Annotated in this window: 21 protein-coding genes; all 21 read left to right on the plus strand. The window is 38.0% G+C overall.

Annotated features, from left to right (window positions below):
* Positions 1-5 precede the first annotated feature (5 nt).
* The 21 genes from fliI (at position 6) to ACQKN4_RS04840 (ending at position 17989) form a co-directional block, all read left to right on the plus strand.
* A complete protein-coding gene (gene fliI, locus ACQKN4_RS04740; RefSeq protein WP_079560460.1) occupies positions 6-1331 on the plus strand; it encodes a flagellar protein export ATPase FliI in 1326 nt (441 codons plus the stop codon).
* Between the two features lies 1 nt (position 1332).
* Positions 1333-1782 carry a flagellar export protein FliJ gene (fliJ, locus tag ACQKN4_RS04745; protein ID WP_079560461.1) on the plus strand — a complete coding sequence of 150 codons (450 nt, stop codon included), beginning with the start codon at positions 1333-1335 and terminating at the stop codon, positions 1780-1782.
* 4 nt (positions 1783-1786) lie between these two features.
* Positions 1787-2395 carry a MotE family protein gene (locus ACQKN4_RS04750; protein ID WP_427482763.1) on the plus strand — a complete coding sequence of 203 codons (609 nt, stop codon included), beginning with the start codon at positions 1787-1789 and terminating at the stop codon, positions 2393-2395.
* A 21-nt stretch (positions 2396-2416) separates the two neighbouring features.
* The gene (locus ACQKN4_RS04755; protein ID WP_427482571.1) at positions 2417-3700 is read left to right on the plus strand and encodes a flagellar hook-length control protein FliK; all 1284 of its coding nucleotides are present in this window, start codon (positions 2417-2419) and stop codon (positions 3698-3700) included.
* A 2-nt stretch (positions 3701-3702) separates the two neighbouring features.
* Positions 3703-4392, plus strand: coding sequence for a flagellar hook assembly protein FlgD (gene flgD, locus ACQKN4_RS04760; protein WP_427482573.1), 690 nt, complete (start codon positions 3703-3705; stop codon positions 4390-4392).
* 15 nt (positions 4393-4407) lie between these two features.
* Complete coding sequence (locus ACQKN4_RS04765) at positions 4408-4779, plus strand: TIGR02530 family flagellar biosynthesis protein (RefSeq protein WP_079560864.1); 372 nt, start codon at positions 4408-4410, stop codon at positions 4777-4779.
* 79 nt (positions 4780-4858) lie between these two features.
* On the plus strand, positions 4859-5824 hold the full coding sequence (locus ACQKN4_RS04770; RefSeq protein ID WP_079560465.1) for a flagellar hook-basal body complex protein: 966 nt from the start codon (positions 4859-4861) through the stop codon (positions 5822-5824).
* 114 nt (positions 5825-5938) lie between these two features.
* Positions 5939-6160 (plus strand): flagellar FlbD family protein, encoded by a 222-nt coding sequence (locus tag ACQKN4_RS04775; protein ID WP_049668748.1) that lies wholly within the window; start codon positions 5939-5941, stop codon positions 6158-6160.
* Positions 6150-6578, plus strand: coding sequence for a flagellar basal body-associated protein FliL (gene fliL / locus ACQKN4_RS04780; RefSeq protein ID WP_079560466.1), 429 nt, complete (start codon positions 6150-6152; stop codon positions 6576-6578). Before ACQKN4_RS04775 ends, fliL begins: the two co-directional genes overlap by 11 nt.
* 31 nt (positions 6579-6609) lie before the next feature.
* Positions 6610-7605, plus strand: a complete 996-nt coding sequence (fliM, locus tag ACQKN4_RS04785; protein WP_079560467.1) for a flagellar motor switch protein FliM — start codon at positions 6610-6612, stop codon at positions 7603-7605.
* On the plus strand, positions 7598-8836 hold the full coding sequence (fliY, locus tag ACQKN4_RS04790; protein ID WP_079560468.1) for a flagellar motor switch phosphatase FliY: 1239 nt from the start codon (positions 7598-7600) through the stop codon (positions 8834-8836). The genes fliM and fliY overlap by 8 nt, the downstream gene beginning before the upstream one ends.
* Positions 8837-8857: 21 nt before the next feature.
* On the plus strand, positions 8858-9220 hold the full coding sequence (locus ACQKN4_RS04795; protein ID WP_079560469.1) for a response regulator: 363 nt from the start codon (positions 8858-8860) through the stop codon (positions 9218-9220).
* Between the two features lie 10 nt (positions 9221-9230).
* The gene (locus tag ACQKN4_RS04800) at positions 9231-9896 is read left to right on the plus strand and encodes a flagellar biosynthetic protein FliO (RefSeq protein ID WP_240518224.1); all 666 of its coding nucleotides are present in this window, start codon (positions 9231-9233) and stop codon (positions 9894-9896) included.
* A complete protein-coding gene (gene fliP, locus ACQKN4_RS04805) occupies positions 9893-10558 on the plus strand; it encodes a flagellar type III secretion system pore protein FliP (RefSeq protein ID WP_079560471.1) in 666 nt (221 codons plus the stop codon). The genes ACQKN4_RS04800 and fliP overlap by 4 nt, the downstream gene beginning before the upstream one ends.
* 13 nt (positions 10559-10571) lie before the next feature.
* On the plus strand, positions 10572-10841 hold the full coding sequence (gene fliQ / locus ACQKN4_RS04810) for a flagellar biosynthesis protein FliQ (RefSeq protein ID WP_079560472.1): 270 nt from the start codon (positions 10572-10574) through the stop codon (positions 10839-10841).
* Positions 10842-10845: 4 nt separating this feature from the next.
* A complete protein-coding gene (gene fliR / locus ACQKN4_RS04815; protein ID WP_079560473.1) occupies positions 10846-11622 on the plus strand; it encodes a flagellar biosynthetic protein FliR in 777 nt (258 codons plus the stop codon).
* A gap of 1 nt (position 11623) precedes the next feature.
* Complete coding sequence (gene flhB / locus ACQKN4_RS04820) at positions 11624-12712, plus strand: flagellar biosynthesis protein FlhB (RefSeq protein WP_079560474.1); 1089 nt, start codon at positions 11624-11626, stop codon at positions 12710-12712.
* A gap of 23 nt (positions 12713-12735) precedes the next feature.
* Complete coding sequence (gene flhA / locus ACQKN4_RS04825) at positions 12736-14769, plus strand: flagellar biosynthesis protein FlhA (RefSeq protein WP_079560475.1); 2034 nt, start codon at positions 12736-12738, stop codon at positions 14767-14769.
* A complete protein-coding gene (gene flhF / locus ACQKN4_RS04830) occupies positions 14766-15962 on the plus strand; it encodes a flagellar biosynthesis protein FlhF (protein ID WP_427482576.1) in 1197 nt (398 codons plus the stop codon). Before flhA ends, flhF begins: the two co-directional genes overlap by 4 nt.
* On the plus strand, positions 15959-16834 hold the full coding sequence (locus ACQKN4_RS04835; RefSeq protein WP_427482578.1) for a MinD/ParA family protein: 876 nt from the start codon (positions 15959-15961) through the stop codon (positions 16832-16834). Before flhF ends, ACQKN4_RS04835 begins: the two co-directional genes overlap by 4 nt.
* Entirely contained in the window at positions 16835-17989 is a 1155-nt protein-coding gene (locus ACQKN4_RS04840; RefSeq protein WP_427482580.1) for a protein-glutamate methylesterase/protein-glutamine glutaminase, read from the plus strand.
* Positions 17990-18000: the final 11 nt, after the last annotated feature.

Below are 18000 nucleotides of genomic sequence, written 5' to 3' on the forward strand. Positions count from 1 at the left end.
TCTAGATGAAAACGGCTCAATTAATCGAACAAATTCCTCAAATACCAACCTTTAAAAAGTTTGGTAGAGTTACTAGAGTTGTCGGCTTGATGATTGAGTCGCAAGGTCCAGATAGTTCCATTGGTGACGTTTGTAAAATTTATGTGGAAACTTCTAAAAACGGTCATCAAATTATCTTGGCAGAGGTTGTAGGCTTCAAAGATGAAATTGTCGTCTTAATGCCTTTTACCTCACTAAGAGAAATATCAATTGGCTGTCTAGTTGAAGGTACAGGGGCACCACTTGAAGTAAAAGTTGGCCCCGAACTAATCGGTAAAGTACTTGATTCTATGGGGAATCCAATAGATGGAACTTTATTACCGAAAGGATTAATGTCAGTTCCGACAGAGCAGGACCCACCAAATCCGCTAACACGCCCACCTATTAATGAAAGACTTGAAGTAGGTGTTAAAGCAATTGATGGCATGCTTACAGTGGGTAATGGACAACGTGTTGGTATTTTCGCAGGATCTGGGGTCGGGAAAAGTACATTGCTCGGTATGATTGCGCGAAATACACAAGCGGATTTAAACGTAATCGCATTAATTGGAGAGCGTGGTCGTGAAGTTCGTGAGTTTATAGAGCGAGACTTAGGGCCAGAGGGTTTAAGTCGTTCTATAGTTGTTGCTGCCACTTCCGATCAGCCTGCGCTGATGCGTATTAAAGGAGCCTTTACTGCAACAGCGATTGCCGAATACTTTAGAAATCGTGGTTTAAATGTCATGTTGATGATGGACTCCGTGACTCGTGTTGCTATGGCACAGCGTGAGATTGGTCTTGCGACAGGTGAACCTCCAGCTCAAAAAGGGTACACACCATCTGTTTTTGCGATTTTACCTAAATTATTAGAGCGCACAGGCACTAATGAGAAAGGCTCTATTACTGCATTTTATACAGTATTAGTAGATGGTGATGATATGAATGAGCCGATTGCAGATACTGTGCGAGGGATTTTAGACGGTCATATAGTACTTGATCGAAACCTTGCCAATAAAGGTCAATATCCAGCTATTAATGTATTAAAAAGCGTCAGCCGTTTGATGAATCATGTGGCAGAACCAGAGCACAAAAAGGCTGCGGAACGATTAAGAGAACTTTATTATACATATGACAAGTCGGAAGATCTAATTAATATCGGTGCATATAAGAAAGGAACGTCAAAAGAAATTGATGAAGCTATTTACTATGAACCGCTCATTACCGCTTATTTAAAGCAAGGATATTTAGATAAAGTGACCCTTGAGGAAAGTATGAATGAGTTAATTTCATTATCGAACGGTGGTGGACATTAGGGTGGTAAGTTATATTTATCGTTTTGAGAAAGTGTTAGCCATTCGAGAGCAGGAAAAAAATGAAACTGAAATTGCCTATAAAGAATCTGTACGTTCTTTTGAAGAAGTAGCGACAAAGTTATATGAGTTGTTAAAAAAGAAAGAAGATTTAATAGAGTTTCAACAGGAGCGTTTAACTGTAGGTTCATCAATAGAGGAAGTTCATCATTATGCACGTTTTATTGATAGCCTCGAAAAAACAATTGCTGATGTACAGCAGAAAGTTGTTCAAGCTCGTGCAAAAATGAATTGGCACGAAGAAAAATTATTAGAAAAAAACTTGGAAGTACGTAAATTTGAAAAAATGCGAGAAAAAGATTTCAAAGTGTTCCAGCAAGAGCAGGATCGTATCGAAGGCATTTTTTTAGATGAGATTTCAACGCTTACGTATAACAAGAGGGAAATCAGGTGATTTCATGGTGAAAAAAGACAATCGACTTAAGACGGAATTAGAAGAACAACCGCCTAAACGTAAATCAGGAGGCCTTCGAAAGTTTTTTACATGGTTTGTAATACCGGTTATGTTTGTAGCGGCAATTTTACTTGTTGTTGCAACCCTAATGAATACGAATGTCTTTGATTTAGGGAAGAAGGCATTTGAAAGTTTACCATTCGTTCCTTCTGAAGAACAACAAGCAAAAGATGCAGTAGTAAATAATGATTCGAAGGTTGTAAATTTACAGGCTGAAATACAAGAAAAAGAAGCAGAAATTGTACAGCTACAAAAAAAGATCGATACATCAACAACTGAAAAAGAAAAGTTAACGACAGAAAATGAGCAGCTGAAATTTGAAGTTGAAAAATTAAATAGGGAGCAAAGTGACGTAAAGCGTGACTTTACTGATATTTTAAAAACATTCGATAAGATGTCCCCTAAAGCAGCTGCGCCAGTTCTAATTAAAATGAGTGATACAGAAGCACTACGTATTTTAACAAATTTAAAGCCAGATAAATTAGCGGCGATTCTAGAAAAAATGGAACCACAAGATGCAGCTAAATATACAGAAATGATGGCTAAACAATAAGAACATCTGAAAGGAGGTGAAATGATGGATGTATCAATGATGCAAATGATGTCTAAGGCTTTACCAACTAAAAACGCGGCTACAAAGTCTTCGACAACAGGCGATTCCGATGTGAAAGCAAATGGACCGTCGAACAAAGAAAAGTTAGCAACGTTTGGATCAGTGTTTGGAAAGGTTATTTCTTCTTCAGATAAAACACAGCAGCAAACACAGTCAACAGATACAAAAGATACCTCTGATTTAGCAGCAGTTTTAAATGCTGAGTCTATAGAAGAAGTACTAGATGTACTAGGTATCCCATATGACGATGGCTTGTTAATGCTTCAAATTGGTGAAGAAGGTAAAGCTGTTGCAATAGATGAAATGTTAAATCTTGATCATTTAATGGATGCATTGGGGATTGATACTGAGCAACTCCAACAATTAGTACAACAGTTGCTAGGGGAAGATCAAGAAGCAAGAGATATATGGGAGCTTTTAGCACTAGTGGATGCTCAGGCACCAGCGCTTCAAACACAAATCGTAGCAGCTATACAAGGTGAAGGACAAGTGACACCGAAAGAAATAGCGCCATTGCTTCAAGTATTAAAGTTAGCACAGCTAGTTGGACAAAAAACAGACTTAACAGCTTCACAAGAAAACGTGCTAACTAACGTCAAGAGTCTTTTGACAACGATGCAAACACAAGTTGAGACGCTTCAAACGGCACAGCAAGTAACAACGAAAACAACAGTAACACTTCCGTTACAAGGCTTTCAGAAAGTAGTTCAACAAGTTCAAGTTACAAAACAGACAGACACAAGTGCGAATGAAATGGTGACTTCCAATACAGTCCAAACAAAAGCAGATACGTTCCAAGTGACACTACCTGCTGCAAAACCGGCGCAGTCAGAGGCATTATTAAAAGAGATGCAAGCAATTATCAATAGAGCCCAAATCTCGAATGCACAAGGTATTACACGCTTAACATTGAAATTGTATCCAGAAAATCTAGGAACAATTCGTATCGAGCTTGTGCAAAATGACGGTGTCCTTACAGCACGTTTGCTTGCTTCAACAGCACAAGGTCGTGAATTACTTGATAGTCAAGCACATCAATTAAAGCAAGCCTTTGTACAGCAAAATATTCAAGTGGATCGTCTTGATATTGCCCAAACCTTACAAGATGCAGATCGTCAACAACGTGACCAAAGCTTCTTCAATAATTTCTTTAAGCAACAACAGCAAGAAGAGGAAGAGCACAAAAGCGACGATGACGATGAAGGCAAGTCCTTTAGTGACTATCTAATAAGTGAGGAGGTATAAATATGGCAGATACAAAGACTGATAAAATGACTGGAAAAATAACGGATGACTTATACTATCAGAATTATAAGAAGCCAGTAAGGCAAACAGGTAATAAAGAACTCGGTAAGGATGCTTTTCTTCAATTGTTAATTACGCAATTGCAACATCAGGATCCAACAAATCCTATGGACGACCGAGACTTTATTGCTCAAATGGCACAATTCTCTTCTTTAGAGCAAATGCAAAATATGACAAAGGCGATGGAATCATTACTTGCTTCACAGCAACAAACACAGATGATGAGTTATTCATCTTTTATTGGTAAGGAAGTAAAATGGCATGAGTTAACAGATGAGAAAGATGAAAAAGGTAACTATGTAGTCAACGAAGGATCAGGTGTTATTGAGTCATTAAAATTTGTTGATGGTAGTGTAGAGTTCTTATTAACTGATGGTAAGAAAATACAACCTGGCAATATCTCGGAAATTTTAGGCGGTTCAGAAACGAATTCGAATGATAACAATACTGAAAAAGAATCTCCTCTTGTACAAGCAAGCAAGCTAATTGGTAAAAAAGTTACCTATAAAGACGGCGAGCAAGAACTACAAGGGCGTATCGTTTCTGTTTCGAGTAAAGATGGCGTTATTTATTACGTATTAGATAATGACAAAAAATTAACACAAAAAGAATTTACCGAAATAACCGAATAAAGGTGGAGAAGAATGATGGATCAGTTTTCATTGCATCGTGTACCATTACATCCATCTATTCGCCAGACACAACCAACGCCAATAAAATCACAGCAATCTTTTAAAGCTCATTTACAAGAAGCTACCAAGCAACAAGAACTGAAAGTGAGCAAGCATGCGCATGAACGTATTATCCAGCGTAATATTGCGATTACTGAACAAGAATGGCAGGTTGTATCGGACAAGGTATTTGAAGCGCACTCAAAAGGTGTCAAACAACCATTAGTCTTGATGGATCAAGCAGCTTTAATTGTCAGTGCTAAAAATGCTACTGTCATTACAGCGATGGACCGCACGGAAGCAAAACAGCAAATATTTACAAATATTGATGGCACAATCGTGCTGTAAGGGCTGGACCTGTGATAGGAGGCCTAGGTGTGCTGATTGATAGAGGCACACAATTAATAGACGAAGGGAGAACGACATTATGTTACGTTCTATGTATTCTGGTATTTCAGGTTTAAAAAACTTCCAAACAAAGCTGGATGTAATTGGTAATAATATTTCTAACGTTAATACTTACGGCTTTAAAAAAGGACGTGTAGTATTTAAAGATTTAATGTCTCAAACGTCAGCGAGTGCCTCTTCACCGACTCAAACTCGTGGTGGTATTAACGCTAAACAAATCGGTTTAGGTTCACAACTTGCTGCAATCGATACAATTCACGGTTCAGGTTCAATGCAAACAACGTTTCGCGAGTTAGACTTAGCTATAGCTGGTGATGGATTCTTCATGGTAGGTGATGCAAATGGTGCACCTAATGAAGACGGGGACCTAGATGCTGAAGGTTACAGCAATATTCTCTATACACGTGCTGGTAACTTCTACATGGATAGAAATGGATATCTAGTGAATGCCGATGGTAAATATTTAGTAGGTCACGCAAATGATGAGTTATCCATTTCTGCTGATGGCGATTCAATCGATGGTGCTCAAGCTGAGGAACATAAAGCAGACAATGGACTTGCTGATATAGAAGGTAATATCGCTGAGGGTCTGGATTTCGCAACTGAAATTTCACCGATTCGTATCCCTACAACAGCACAATCAATGTCAATTAGTCAGGATGGTACAGTTGAGTATGTAGACTATAAAGGTGATAAACAATATGCAGGTCAACTTATACTTTCAAAGTTCCCAAATGCTGGTGGTCTTGAAAAAGTGGGTGGTAACTACTACCAAACTTCAGCAAACTCTGGACAACCATACGCTCAAGTTGGAACAGTAGGAGGGGTTGGTGCCGTTCAAGCTGGTACCCTAGAAATGTCCAATGTAGACCTTTCAGAGGAGTTTACAGAAATGATTGTAGCGCAACGTGGTTTCCAAGCAAATACACGTATAATCACAACTTCTGATGAAGTTCTTCAAGAGCTTGTAAATTTAAAACGCTAAGTAATTTGTAAGTAAGAAATACCAGTTAAGATTTCAAGATGCTCAAAATTAAAAACATAATTTCATATGAGGGAGGGTCGGGCCGGCTCTCGAGCTAGACCCGGCCCTATTTCAATGATTGAACTAACACGTTTAAATGGCAAAGCATTTACATTGAATGCTTTATACATAGAAACGGTCGAATCTTTTCCAGATACGACCATTACATTAACGACTGGAACCAAAATCATTGTTTTACAGAGTGAAGATGAGGTGCGACAAAAGGTAACTGCCTTTTATAAAAATATACAAATACTATCAAACCCGCATCTACGAGGTGAAGAAGATGAAGAATAATAAAGTGTTAACGATGATTATCATCGTACTAGTAGCAATCATACTTATCGGGGGTATTGGGTTTGTGTTATATACCCAATTTAATAAGCCAGCAGGATCTCTTGAGCCAACCATTGATGAAATCGTAGAAGCTTCTGTAGAAATTCCAGAAATTACGACAAATCTAGCTGATAACAAAATTGTACGCATATCGTTAAAAATTCAAACAACAAATAAAGATGCTGGTACTGAGTTAACGAAGCGTGATTTCCAAGTGAAAAACATTGTTATTCAAGAGCTTTCTGAAATGGAGCAAAAGGATTTAGAAGGTAAGAAAGGTAAACAAATTTTCCAACAATCATTAAAAACACGATTAAATGAACTGATGCAAGAGGGAGAAGTTCAGGAAATTTATATTACCTCCTTCATCACACAATAATAAAGAAACTGCTTGAAATGGAGGTGGGCAAATGGCAGGAGATGTATTATCTCAATCAGAGATAGATGCGCTGCTTTCCGCAATATCAACCGGGGAAATGTCAGCTGATGATATAAAAAAAGAGGACGAGGTGCGTAAGGTTAAAGTGTATGACTTTAAACGTGCACTACGTTTCTCAAAAGATCAAATCCGAAGTTTGACCCGAATACATGAAAATTTTGCACGATTACTGACAACTTTCTTTTCTGCACAGCTGAGAAGCTATGTGCAGATTACTGTTGCATCAGTGGACCAAATACCATTTGAAGAGTTTGTACGTTCGATTCCGAATATGACACTCATTAATGTGTTTGAAGTGCCGCCATTAGATGGTAATATCTTAATGGAAATAAACCCAAACATTGCCTACTCTATGTTAGATCGTTTAATGGGCGGTAGTGGGGCGAGTCATAGTAATGTGGATAACTTAACAGAAATTGAAACTAAAATTATGACAAACCTTTTTGAACGCTCATTCGACAATTTACGCGAGGCATGGGAAAATGTTGCGGAAATTGATCCGATTTTAGTGGAGCTTGAGGTCAACCCTCAATTTTTACAAATGATTTCGCCAAATGAAACGGTTGTCGTTATTTCCTTAAATACGATAATCGGTGAGACAAGCGGTATGATCAATATTTGTATTCCGCATGTTGTATTGGAGCCTATTGTTCCAAATCTTTCTGTTCGCTACTGGATGCAGGCAAATACAAAAGAAATGTCTCCAGAGCAAACAAAGATGCTTGAAACAAGCGTGAAACAAGCACAACTACCGGTTTCTGTTGAACTAGGTATTACCGACATTACCATTGAGGATTTCCTCACTATGCAGATTGGGGATGTCATTCAATTAGAACAAAAAATTGAAGATCCACTACTATTAAAGGTAGGAACATTACCGAAATTTACGGTTCAACCAGGAAAACAAGGTAAAAAATTAGCAATCCAGATTATCGACCCTTTGAAAGGAGGAGACGAAGATGAGTGATGAAATGCTCTCCCAAGAAGAAATTGAAGCGTTATTAAGGGGCGAAACGTTGGAAGATAAAAACAGCGGCACTGAAGCTTCTACAAGTGAGGATATGAATGATTTAAGAGTAGAGGATTACCTCGATTCGTTTGCCCAAGATGCGTTAGGTGAAGTAGGAAATATATCTTTTGGAAGCTCTGCCACAGCGCTTTCAGCGTTATTAGGGCAAAAGGTAGATATTACTACCCCAAGTATTTCAATGATTAACCGAAATAAATTAGAAGAGGAATTTCCTCATCCTTATGTAGCCGTACAGGTTGAATATACAATCGGATTAACAGGTATGAATTTACTCGTTATTAAGCAATCTGATGCAGCGATAATTGCTGATTTAATGTTAGGTGGAGATGGCTTAAATCCGAAACCAGATTTAGGTGAGATTCAGCTAAGTGCCGTGCAAGAAGCTATGAATCAAATGATGGGTTCTGCGGCTACTTCAATGTCGACAGTATTTAATAAAAAAGTGGATATTTCTCCACCCACTATCGATTTAATGAATATTTCTCAAAATGAAGGACGAGAAAATATTCCTGAAGATGATTTACTCGTAAAAGTATCGTTCAGATTGAGAATTGGTAATTTAATTGATTCGAATATCATGCAATTATTACCGCTGAAATTTAGTCAAAACATTGTCAAATCTTTATTAGGAGAAACAGAATCAATCGAGGAACCTGTGGCTGCAACACTAGTACCTGAAGCGCCAGTAGCACCGTCGCCTGTCCAACAACAAGCGCCTATGCAACCACAAGCACCTGTAACACCGCCACCTGCGCAGCCAGTATATCAACAGCAGCCAGCGCCGGTGCAGCAACCAATGTATCAAGAGCAACAGCCGATTCCGCAAGCAACAAGACCTGTTCAACCGGTCAATGTTCAACAAGCACAGTTTGCTAGTTTTGATCCGAACGTTATCTCGCAATCTGAAGCTAGAAATTTAAATATGCTACTTGATATTCCATTGCAAGTTACTGTAGAGTTAGGACGTACAAAGCGTTCTGTAAAAGAGATATTAGAACTATCTAGTGGTTCGATTATTGAACTAGATAAATTAGCTGGTGAACCAGTTGATATTTTAGTTAATAGCCGTTTAATAGCTAAAGGTGAAGTCGTTGTTATTGATGAAAACTTCGGTGTCCGTATTACAGATGTTTTAAGTCAAGCAGAGCGTTTGAATAATTTAAGATAGTTTCAATTGGAGGAGTTAACCATGTCTAAAAGAATTTTGATTGTAGACGATGCTGCATTCATGCGCATGATGATCAAGGATATTTTATCGAAGAATGGATTTGAAGTTGTTGGGGAGGCAGCTGATGGTTTACAGGCTGTTGAAAAGTACAACGAATTAAAGCCAGATTTAGTAACAATGGATATTACAATGCCAGAGATGGACGGTATTGCAGCTCTTAAAGCAATTAAGGGTTCACATCCAAATGCAACTGTCATTATGTGTTCAGCAATGGGACAACAAGCAATGGTAATCGATGCAATTCAAGCAGGTGCGAAAGACTTTATTGTGAAACCTTTCCAAGCTGATCGTGTAATTGAAGCGATTCAAAAAGCTCTAGGATGATTGAATGCAAATGTTAAAATCATTTCGTCTAACGATGATTTTCGCATTTCTTGTATCCTTCCTGTTTTTGTACCCTACAACGACTTCTGTATATGCAGAATCTGACACGAATTTTGTGAGTGACTGCATTAAAGGAGATTGTAAAGAAGATAGTACTCCAGCTGCTAAGAAAGATTCAGATATACCAGCGGCTGGAGGCTTATCTGCGTGGGAATACATAAAAATGGTTTTGGCGCTTATTTTTGTTGTAGCTTTATTTTATGGATTAATGAAGTTTTTAAATAAAAGAAATTTAAACTTTCAACGTAATCAATTAGTACAAAATTTAGGCGGTTTATCACTAGGTGCCCAAAAGTCAGTACAACTATTACAAGTAGGTAAAACACTTTATTTAGTTGGGATCGGTGAGGATGTCCAGCTATTACGTGAAATTACTGATCCCGATGAAGTTGCAACACTTTTAGCACTATATAATGAACGACAAGAACTTGCAGCAACATCACCGTATATTGCAGAAGTATTATCTAAGTTTAAGAGAAAAAATAATGAGAGTTCATCCGTACAGCAAAAACAAACCTCTTTTGGTGAGCTGTTCGAAAAAAAGATTTCCGAAATTAAACAGGAGCGCAATGAAGAACTGGAGAAATGGAAGCAAAAGGAGAATGATGATAAATGAATGATGTAATCAGTATTTTTTCCAACAGCGACCCGACAAATGTCTCCAGCTCTGTGAAGCTTCTATTACTGTTAACAGTTCTTTCACTGGCACCGAGTATTTTAATTTTGATGACATCGTTTACACGAATTGTTATTGTGTTATCGTTTACGCGTACTGCATTGGCGACACAGCAAATGCCACCAAACCAGGTCATTGTAGGTCTTGCTTTATTTTTAACTTTCTTTATCATGGCCCCAACATTTCAAGAGGTCAACAAAGAGGCATTACAGCCATTGTTTTCTGAGGAAATTGGCATTGAAGAAGCGTATGATCGTGCCAGTGAGCCTTTTAAAGAGTTTATGAGTAAGCATACAAGGCAAAAGGATCTTGATTTATTTTTAAAGTATAATAAGGCAGAAAAGCCAGCATCTGTAGAAGAAATTCCTCTTACAATGCTAGTACCTGCTTTTGCATTGAGTGAGATTAAAACAGCGTTTCAAATCGGCTTTATGATTTTTATTCCATTCCTAGTAATCGATATGATTGTCGCAAGTACGCTAATGTCGATGGGGATGATGATGTTACCACCGGTTATGATTTCATTGCCGTTTAAGATTTTATTATTTGTACTCGTGGATGGTTGGTATCTTGTGATGAAATCATTACTAGAAAGTTTTTAGGGGATGATACAGTATGACAGGTGAATTGGTTATTTCAATTGCAGAGCGTGCCATTATGATTATCCTTCTAACAAGCGGTCCGCTACTATTAGTTGCTTTAATCACTGGTTTAGCGGTAAGTATTTTTCAGGCAACAACATCGATTCAAGAGCAAACTTTAGCATTCGTTCCAAAAATCATCGCTGTATTTGCAGCCATCGTATTTTTCGGTCCTTGGATGTTATCACAAGTGACTAGCTATGCGAGAGACATTTTTGAGAATTTAACGCGTTATATAGGGTGAGAAGATGAATGAATTAATCCCGCATTTTACGGTTTTCTTATTAGTACTTGTGCGCGTATCGGCATTTTTTGTCACGGTGCCCTTTTTCTCGTACAGAACGATTCCGCCACAAGTTAAAATAACTCTCGCATTAGTTTTAGCTTGGATGATGTATTACACAATTGACGTCGAACCATTTGTATTTAATGGTGATTACATACTTTTAGTGATGAAAGAAGCGCTCATTGGACTGTTGCTCGGTTTAGTAGGCTATATCATCATGTCGGCAATTCAAATTGCCGGAAGCTTTATAGATTTTCAAATGGGTTTTGCCATTGCCAATATTATCGACCCGCAAACAGGTGCACAAAGTCCATTGATCGGACAATTTTTTAATACGCTAGCATTACTTTTCCTACTAGCTATCAATGGACATCATATGATTCTCGATGGAATTTATTATAGTTATCAATTTTTACCGATGGATCAAGGATTTCCTAATTTCGCAAATGAGGGTTATATAGAGTTTATCATCACAACATTTACAGCTGTTTTTGCGATTGCCTTTCAAATGGCTGCTCCTGTTGTAGCAACTTTATTTTTAGTCGACTTGGCGCTAGGGATCACAGCGAAAACTGTACCACAATTAAATATTTTTGTTGTCGGTTTTCCTATTAAAATAGGTGTTAGTTTTCTAGTATTATTTACAATGATGGCTGTAATGATTCAAGTTATTCAAAAGCTTATTACCATTATGATTTATGCTATGCGTGATGTAATGGCTATTTTAGGTGGTGGGTAAAATGAGGCTACTGCTGGATTTAGATTTACAGTATTTTGCGGGAGAAAAAACGGAAAAGGCGACACCTAAAAAACGACAAGATGCTCGAAAAAAAGGTCAGGTTGTTAAAAGTCAGGATATTTCCAGTGCAATTGTCATGCTCATGGTATTTATCTTTTTATTCTTCTTTGCAGGTTCACTGCGAGACGATCTTTTAGCTTTTTTCAGGCAAACTTTTATTCATAACATACGCGTAGAAACACTAACAATTGATAGTGTGATGAGCTTATTTACAGAAACATTAGTGCAAATGGCTTTTATTATTGTCCCAATAATGGGAATTGCATTTGTTGGAGCATTAGCAGGTAACTTCCTACAGTTCGGTTTCCTATTTACATTAGAGCCGATGAAGTTTGATTTGAAAAAAATGGACCCAATCAAAGGGTTGAAAAAAATATTTTCTGTAAAAGCCATTATAGAGCTTCTCAAGTCAGTATTAAAGATTGGCTTTATTGGTGGCGTTACGACAATTATCGTTTGGACGAATTTGCCGGAAGTTTTGGCGTTATCCTTTAAAAGCCCATGGATGACTCTTATTACAGTGGGTAAGCTTGTTGGTATCATGGGGATTGCTGCTTCGCTCGTCTTACTATGTGTATCCCTTTTAGACTGGATGTATCAAAAACATGATTACGAAAAAAATCTTAAAATGTCTAAACAAGACATTAAAGATGAATATAAAAATAGTGAGGGCGATCCGCTGATAAAATCGAAAATTAAACAACGCCAACGCGAAATGGCGATGCGTCGAATGATGTCAGAGGTTCCAAACGCCGATGTTGTCATAACAAACCCAACTCACTATGCGATTGCCATCAAATATGATGATGAAAGTATGGATGCCCCACGCATCGTTGCAAAGGGTACGGACTTTATCGCTCAAAAAATTAAACTGATTGCGAAAGAACATGATGTAGTTATGGTTGAAAATAGACCATTAGCACGGGCAATGTATGATCAAGTAGAAATTGGCGATCAAGTACCAGAAGAGTTTTTCAAAGCAATAGCAGAAGTGCTTGCTTATGTTTATCGAATTAAGCGGAAAATTTAAAGCTTTTAGTAGGAGGGACACAAATGAAAGTTCGCGATATAGGGGTATTAGGTGCGGTTATTTTAATCGTTGCGATGCTCATCATCCCTCTTCCTCCGTGGATGTTAAGTTTCTTAATCGTCATTAATATTACATTAGGATTAATAGTACTTTTAACAGCAATGAGTATGAAGGAAGCACTAGACTTTTCTATTTTTCCTTCAGTTATTTTATTGTTAACTTTGTTCCGACTCGGACTGAGTGTTTCTACAACACGTGCCATCTTAGCAAAAGGTGATGCTGGTTCTGTTGTAGAAACGTTTGGGGACTTTGTAGTCGGCGGTAATGTGCTAGTTGGTTTAGTTGTATTCTTAATTCTTGTGTTAATTCAGTTTATCGTTATTACAAAAGGAGCGGAGCGTGTAGCAGAAGTAGCAGCACGTTTCACACTTGATGCGATGCCAGGTAAACAAATGAGTATTGATGCTGACTTAAATGCAGGAGTTATTTCTGAGCGGGAAGCACGTGAACGACGCGAGAAAGTAGCGGGTGAAGCGGACTTCTACGGAGCGATGGATGGTGCCACAAAGTTCGTAAAAGGGGATGCCATTGCCTCAATGGTCATGGTTATTATCAACTTATTATTTGGTATCATCATCGGTGTTGTGCAGATGGGGCTTCCATTTGCAGATGCAGCAAATCATTTTTCTAAGTTAACAGTGGGAGATGGTATTGTCTCACAAATTCCTGCGCTACTGATTTCTACAGCGACAGGGATTGTCGTAACGCGTGCATCTTCTAAAGGAAGTCTTGGTGAAGATATTACAGGACAGTTATTTGCCCAAGCAAAACTGCTTTATGTAGCGGGTGGAACAATACTTTTACTAGGATTTTTCACACCTATTCCACTTTGGATAACAATTCCAATTGGAGGTTCACTAATTGCTGGTGCTTATATGATGGATCATAAAAAACCAGAGGATGAAGAAGAATTACTTGAAATTGAGGAAGAAGTGGCAACAGACGGCATGAAGAGCCCTGAAAACGTTGTGAATTTATTAAATGTGGACCCAATCGAGTTTGAGTTTGGCTATGGTTTAATACCGTTAGTAGATGCTGCACAAGGCGGCGATTTATTAGATCGAGTTATAATGATACGTCGACAGTTAGCATTAGAATTAGGGATTGTCATTCCAGTTGTCCGTATTCGCGATAATATTCAATTACAACCAAATGAATATCGAATTAAAATAAAGGGTAATGAAATGGCACGTGGTGAACTTCTGCTTGATCATTATTTAGCAATGAGTCCAGGAGATGATGATTCTATCGAAGGAATTGACACGGTTGAACCGTCATTTGGCCTACCTGCAAAATGGATTACGGAGCAAGTGAAAGAGGATGCCGAAATGTTTGGCTACACAGTTGTTGACCCACCGAGTGTTGTGTCGACTCACTTAACGGAAATGATTCGTGCAAATGCTTATGAATTACTCGGTCGTCAAGAGACGAAGCAGTTAATCGATCATTTACGTGAAACGCATCCAATTTTAGTTGAAGAGTTAACACCTGCTCCATTATCGACTGGAGAAATTCAAAAGGTACTAGGTAAACTTCTACGAGAAAATGTGTCAGTGCGAAACTTACCAATTATTTTTGAGACTCTAGCAGACTATGCAAAATTAACGAGTGATACCGATATATTAACTGAGTATGTACGTCAAGCATTGGCGCGTCAAATTACTTCTCAATACGTAGGGGACAGCTCGTCATTAAAAGTTATTACTGTTTCCGGTAAAGTAGAAAAATTAATTGCTGATAGTATTCAACAAACGGATCATGGAAATTATTTAGCGATGGATCCACAAGATTCTCAAACGATTTTAGAGACCATTGCTGCAGAAGTGGAACGCGTTTCCTTTATGGAACAATCTGCTATTATTTTATGCTCTCCAGCAGTTCGTATGTATTTACGTCAACTTACGGAGCGCTATTTCCCGCAAATTCCAGTTCTATCTTACAACGAACTTGATGCTACGGTTGAAATTCAAAGTGTTGGGGTGGTGAATGTTGAATGAAAATGAAAAAATATTATGCATCCTCCATACCAGAAGCGATGAAGCTTGTGCGTGCTGAATTAGGTGAGGACGCTGTCATTTTGAACTCAAAAGTAGTCGTTACAAAAAAGTTTTTTGGAATCATTAAAAAGAAGAGCTTTGAAGTTGTTGCAGGTATTGATTCAATGGAGCCAAGTAATATGGCTCCAGCACCTGTAGCTTTACCTACATCAACAACTAAACATGAAAGTGCAAGGTTACAAGAGATTACGAACGCTGTTCAAGCTAAAATACACCAAGTACAGCCGCAGAATGATGCGCCCTTACATGGGGAAGCCAGCATTTCTGAAGATTTGAGGAAGGAAATTGCAGATTTAAAATCTTTAATGCATTCGATGCATAAGAAGACTATCCAAGATCAATATCCAGATGAACTCTTATCCTTCATTGAATACTTAAGACAGCAAGAGCTAAGTGAGGAGCTCATCACAACGATTGGTGATGAGCTTTTTACGCATGTCAAAGAAGCGTCAGACATCAATTTTTCTCAATGTAAGATGATTACGAAAAGCTTATTGCGCAAAGAGTTAGAGGATCTACCAGTTGGAGGTATATCCTATGAAAAAAAATATATTAATGTGTTAGGACCAACAGGTGTCGGCAAGACTACGACAATTGCTAAAATGGCTGCTAGAGCAGTTTTAGAAAAAAAGAAAAAAGTAGGATTTATCACGACAGATACTTACCGTATTGCCGCAATTGAGCAACTAAAAACGTATGCTGGACTGTTACAGGCTCCTGTTGAAATTGCTTATAATGCAACAGATTTTGAACAAGCAATCCACCGATTGGCCCATTTAGATATAGTGTTTATAGATACGGCAGGCCGCAATTATAAAGAGGTAAAATATGTAGACGATTTACAGCGTCTTATAAAATTTGATGATCAAGCAGAGTCCTTCTTAGTACTTGCAATGACAACAAAAGAAAAGGACATGGCAAACATTATCGAGCAATTTAAGCAATTACCAATTGAAAAATTCATTTTTACAAAGATTGATGAAACAAATTCTATTGGCACAATGATTAATTTAATGATTAAATATAATAAGGGACTTGCTTACTATACGAATGGTCAAGAAGTACCAGAAGATATTGAAGAAGCTGATCTAGAAGCAGTACTAAATTTATTTTTTCAAGGTGAAGAAAAATGAGAGACCAAGCTGAAACATTACGCTTGAAAATGTTGAAACAGCAGGGTGAATTAGGTAGGGCAATTGCGGTTGTAAGCGGCAAAGGTGGGGTTGGTAAAAGTAACTTCACGACGAATTTTGCCATTACATTGGCCAATAAAGGGAAAAAAGTTGTCATCGTTGATATGGATATTGGTATGGGCAATATCAATATTTTAATTGGAAAAAATGTTTCTTATAGTTTAAAAGATTACTTGGAAGGAAATGAGTTACTGGATGATGTAATATTTGAAGGTCCTTACAATTTAAGGTATATTTCAGGTGGGTCTGGTATGTCGGGCGTCTTAGAATGGTCAGAGGCAATGTTTGAACGACTCGTTCACGCATTTGAGCAACTCCAACAAACCTTTGATTACATTTTGTTCGATATGGGAGCAGGAGCTACTAATTGGTCATTAGATTTATTAACGTCTATAGATGAAATTATTGTTTTATCTACGGCAGAGCCAACATCGATAACAGACGCTTATTCAATGATGAAATATATTCATATGCGAGATGCGGACAAGCAATTTTATGTACTCTGTAACCGAGCTTATAGTAAAGAAGAAGGACTGGAAACCAATGAGCGACTAAAGCTTACGATGAAACGGTTTTTGGACAAAGAGGTTACGATACTAGGCTCATTACCTGAAGATTCTGCTGTGCGTAAGGCTGTGCGTGAGCAGGTGCCTTTTTCACTTGCCTATCCAGACGCACTTATTACAAAGACACTTCAACTTATAGTGGCGCGTTTTATGGAACACCGTGTGGAAGAAGTTCATGCACATGATCAGTCAGCAGGTAAATTTTTAACAAAATTAAGAAATATTTTTTCGAAAGGACGTGATTAATTGGACTTTTTACATAAAAGCAAGCTATTAGTTGTTGATGATTCTGCTTTTATGAGAAAGCTAATTAGTGACTTTTTTGTTGGCAACTCGAAGGTTGAAGTAGTTGGAACAGCACGAAATGGGAAAGATGCGGTAAAAAAGATTCAAACATTGCAGCCAACAGTTGTGACGATGGATATTGAGATGCCTGAAATGAATGGGCTTGATGCTTTAAAAGAAATTATGACTGTATGTCCAGTACCTGTTGTTATGCTCTCTAGTACAACTCAACGAGGAGCAGAAAATGCCTTATCAGCAATTGAATTTGGGGCAGTAGATTTTGTCGCAAAGCCGAGCGGATCAATTTCTCTTGATTTACATAAAATCCAAACTGAACTTGTCCACAAGGTTGAACAAGCATCATTGGTACCTATTTCAAAATTAAAGAAACCTTCTAGTACTAAAAGACAACAAGAACAGCCATTACAAGCGAGTATCATTAGAAGAAATTCACTTAGTGAAGACAGGGTGACTCCTTCTGTCAATGTTTTTCCGACAAGGGCAGAACTATCAAAGTCACCTGTAGAATGGAGTAAAGTAGGTCGGAAAATTGTACTGATAGGTACCTCCACAGGCGGGCCTAGAGCTTTACAAGAAGTAATTACCAAAATCCCAAAATCAATTCAAGCTCCCATTTTAATTGTCCAGCATATGCCTGCAGGATTTACAAAATCTCTTGCTAATCGTCTGGATCAATTGAGTGAAATTACCGTAAAAGAAGCTGAGCAAGGTGATATTCTGCAAAATGGAGTAGCGTATATTGCCCCTGGTGGGTATCATTTAAAACTTAGAAAAATAGGTACTTCTTTTGGTATAGTCCTTGATAATGATGAACCACCTAGATCTGGACATCGACCTTCAGTAGATGTGATGTTTGAAGACGTGAGCCAATTTAAAGATTTTGATAAAGTGGCTGTTATTATGACGGGCATGGGCCATGATGGGTCTAACGGACTAAAAGTACTAAAAAGTACTGGAAATGTGATGGCAATCGCTGAGTCAGCAGAAACTTGCATTGTGTATGGTATGCCGAAAGCGGCAGTGGAAACGCAGCTTGTCGATGAAGTAGCAGATGTAGATGATATTGCACAAACAATAATGAAATATTTGCCTTAAAGGGGTGTCCT

The organism is Lysinibacillus sp. NPDC093692, assembly GCF_050280125.1.
GTDB lineage: Bacteria > Bacillota > Bacilli > Bacillales_A > Planococcaceae > Lysinibacillus.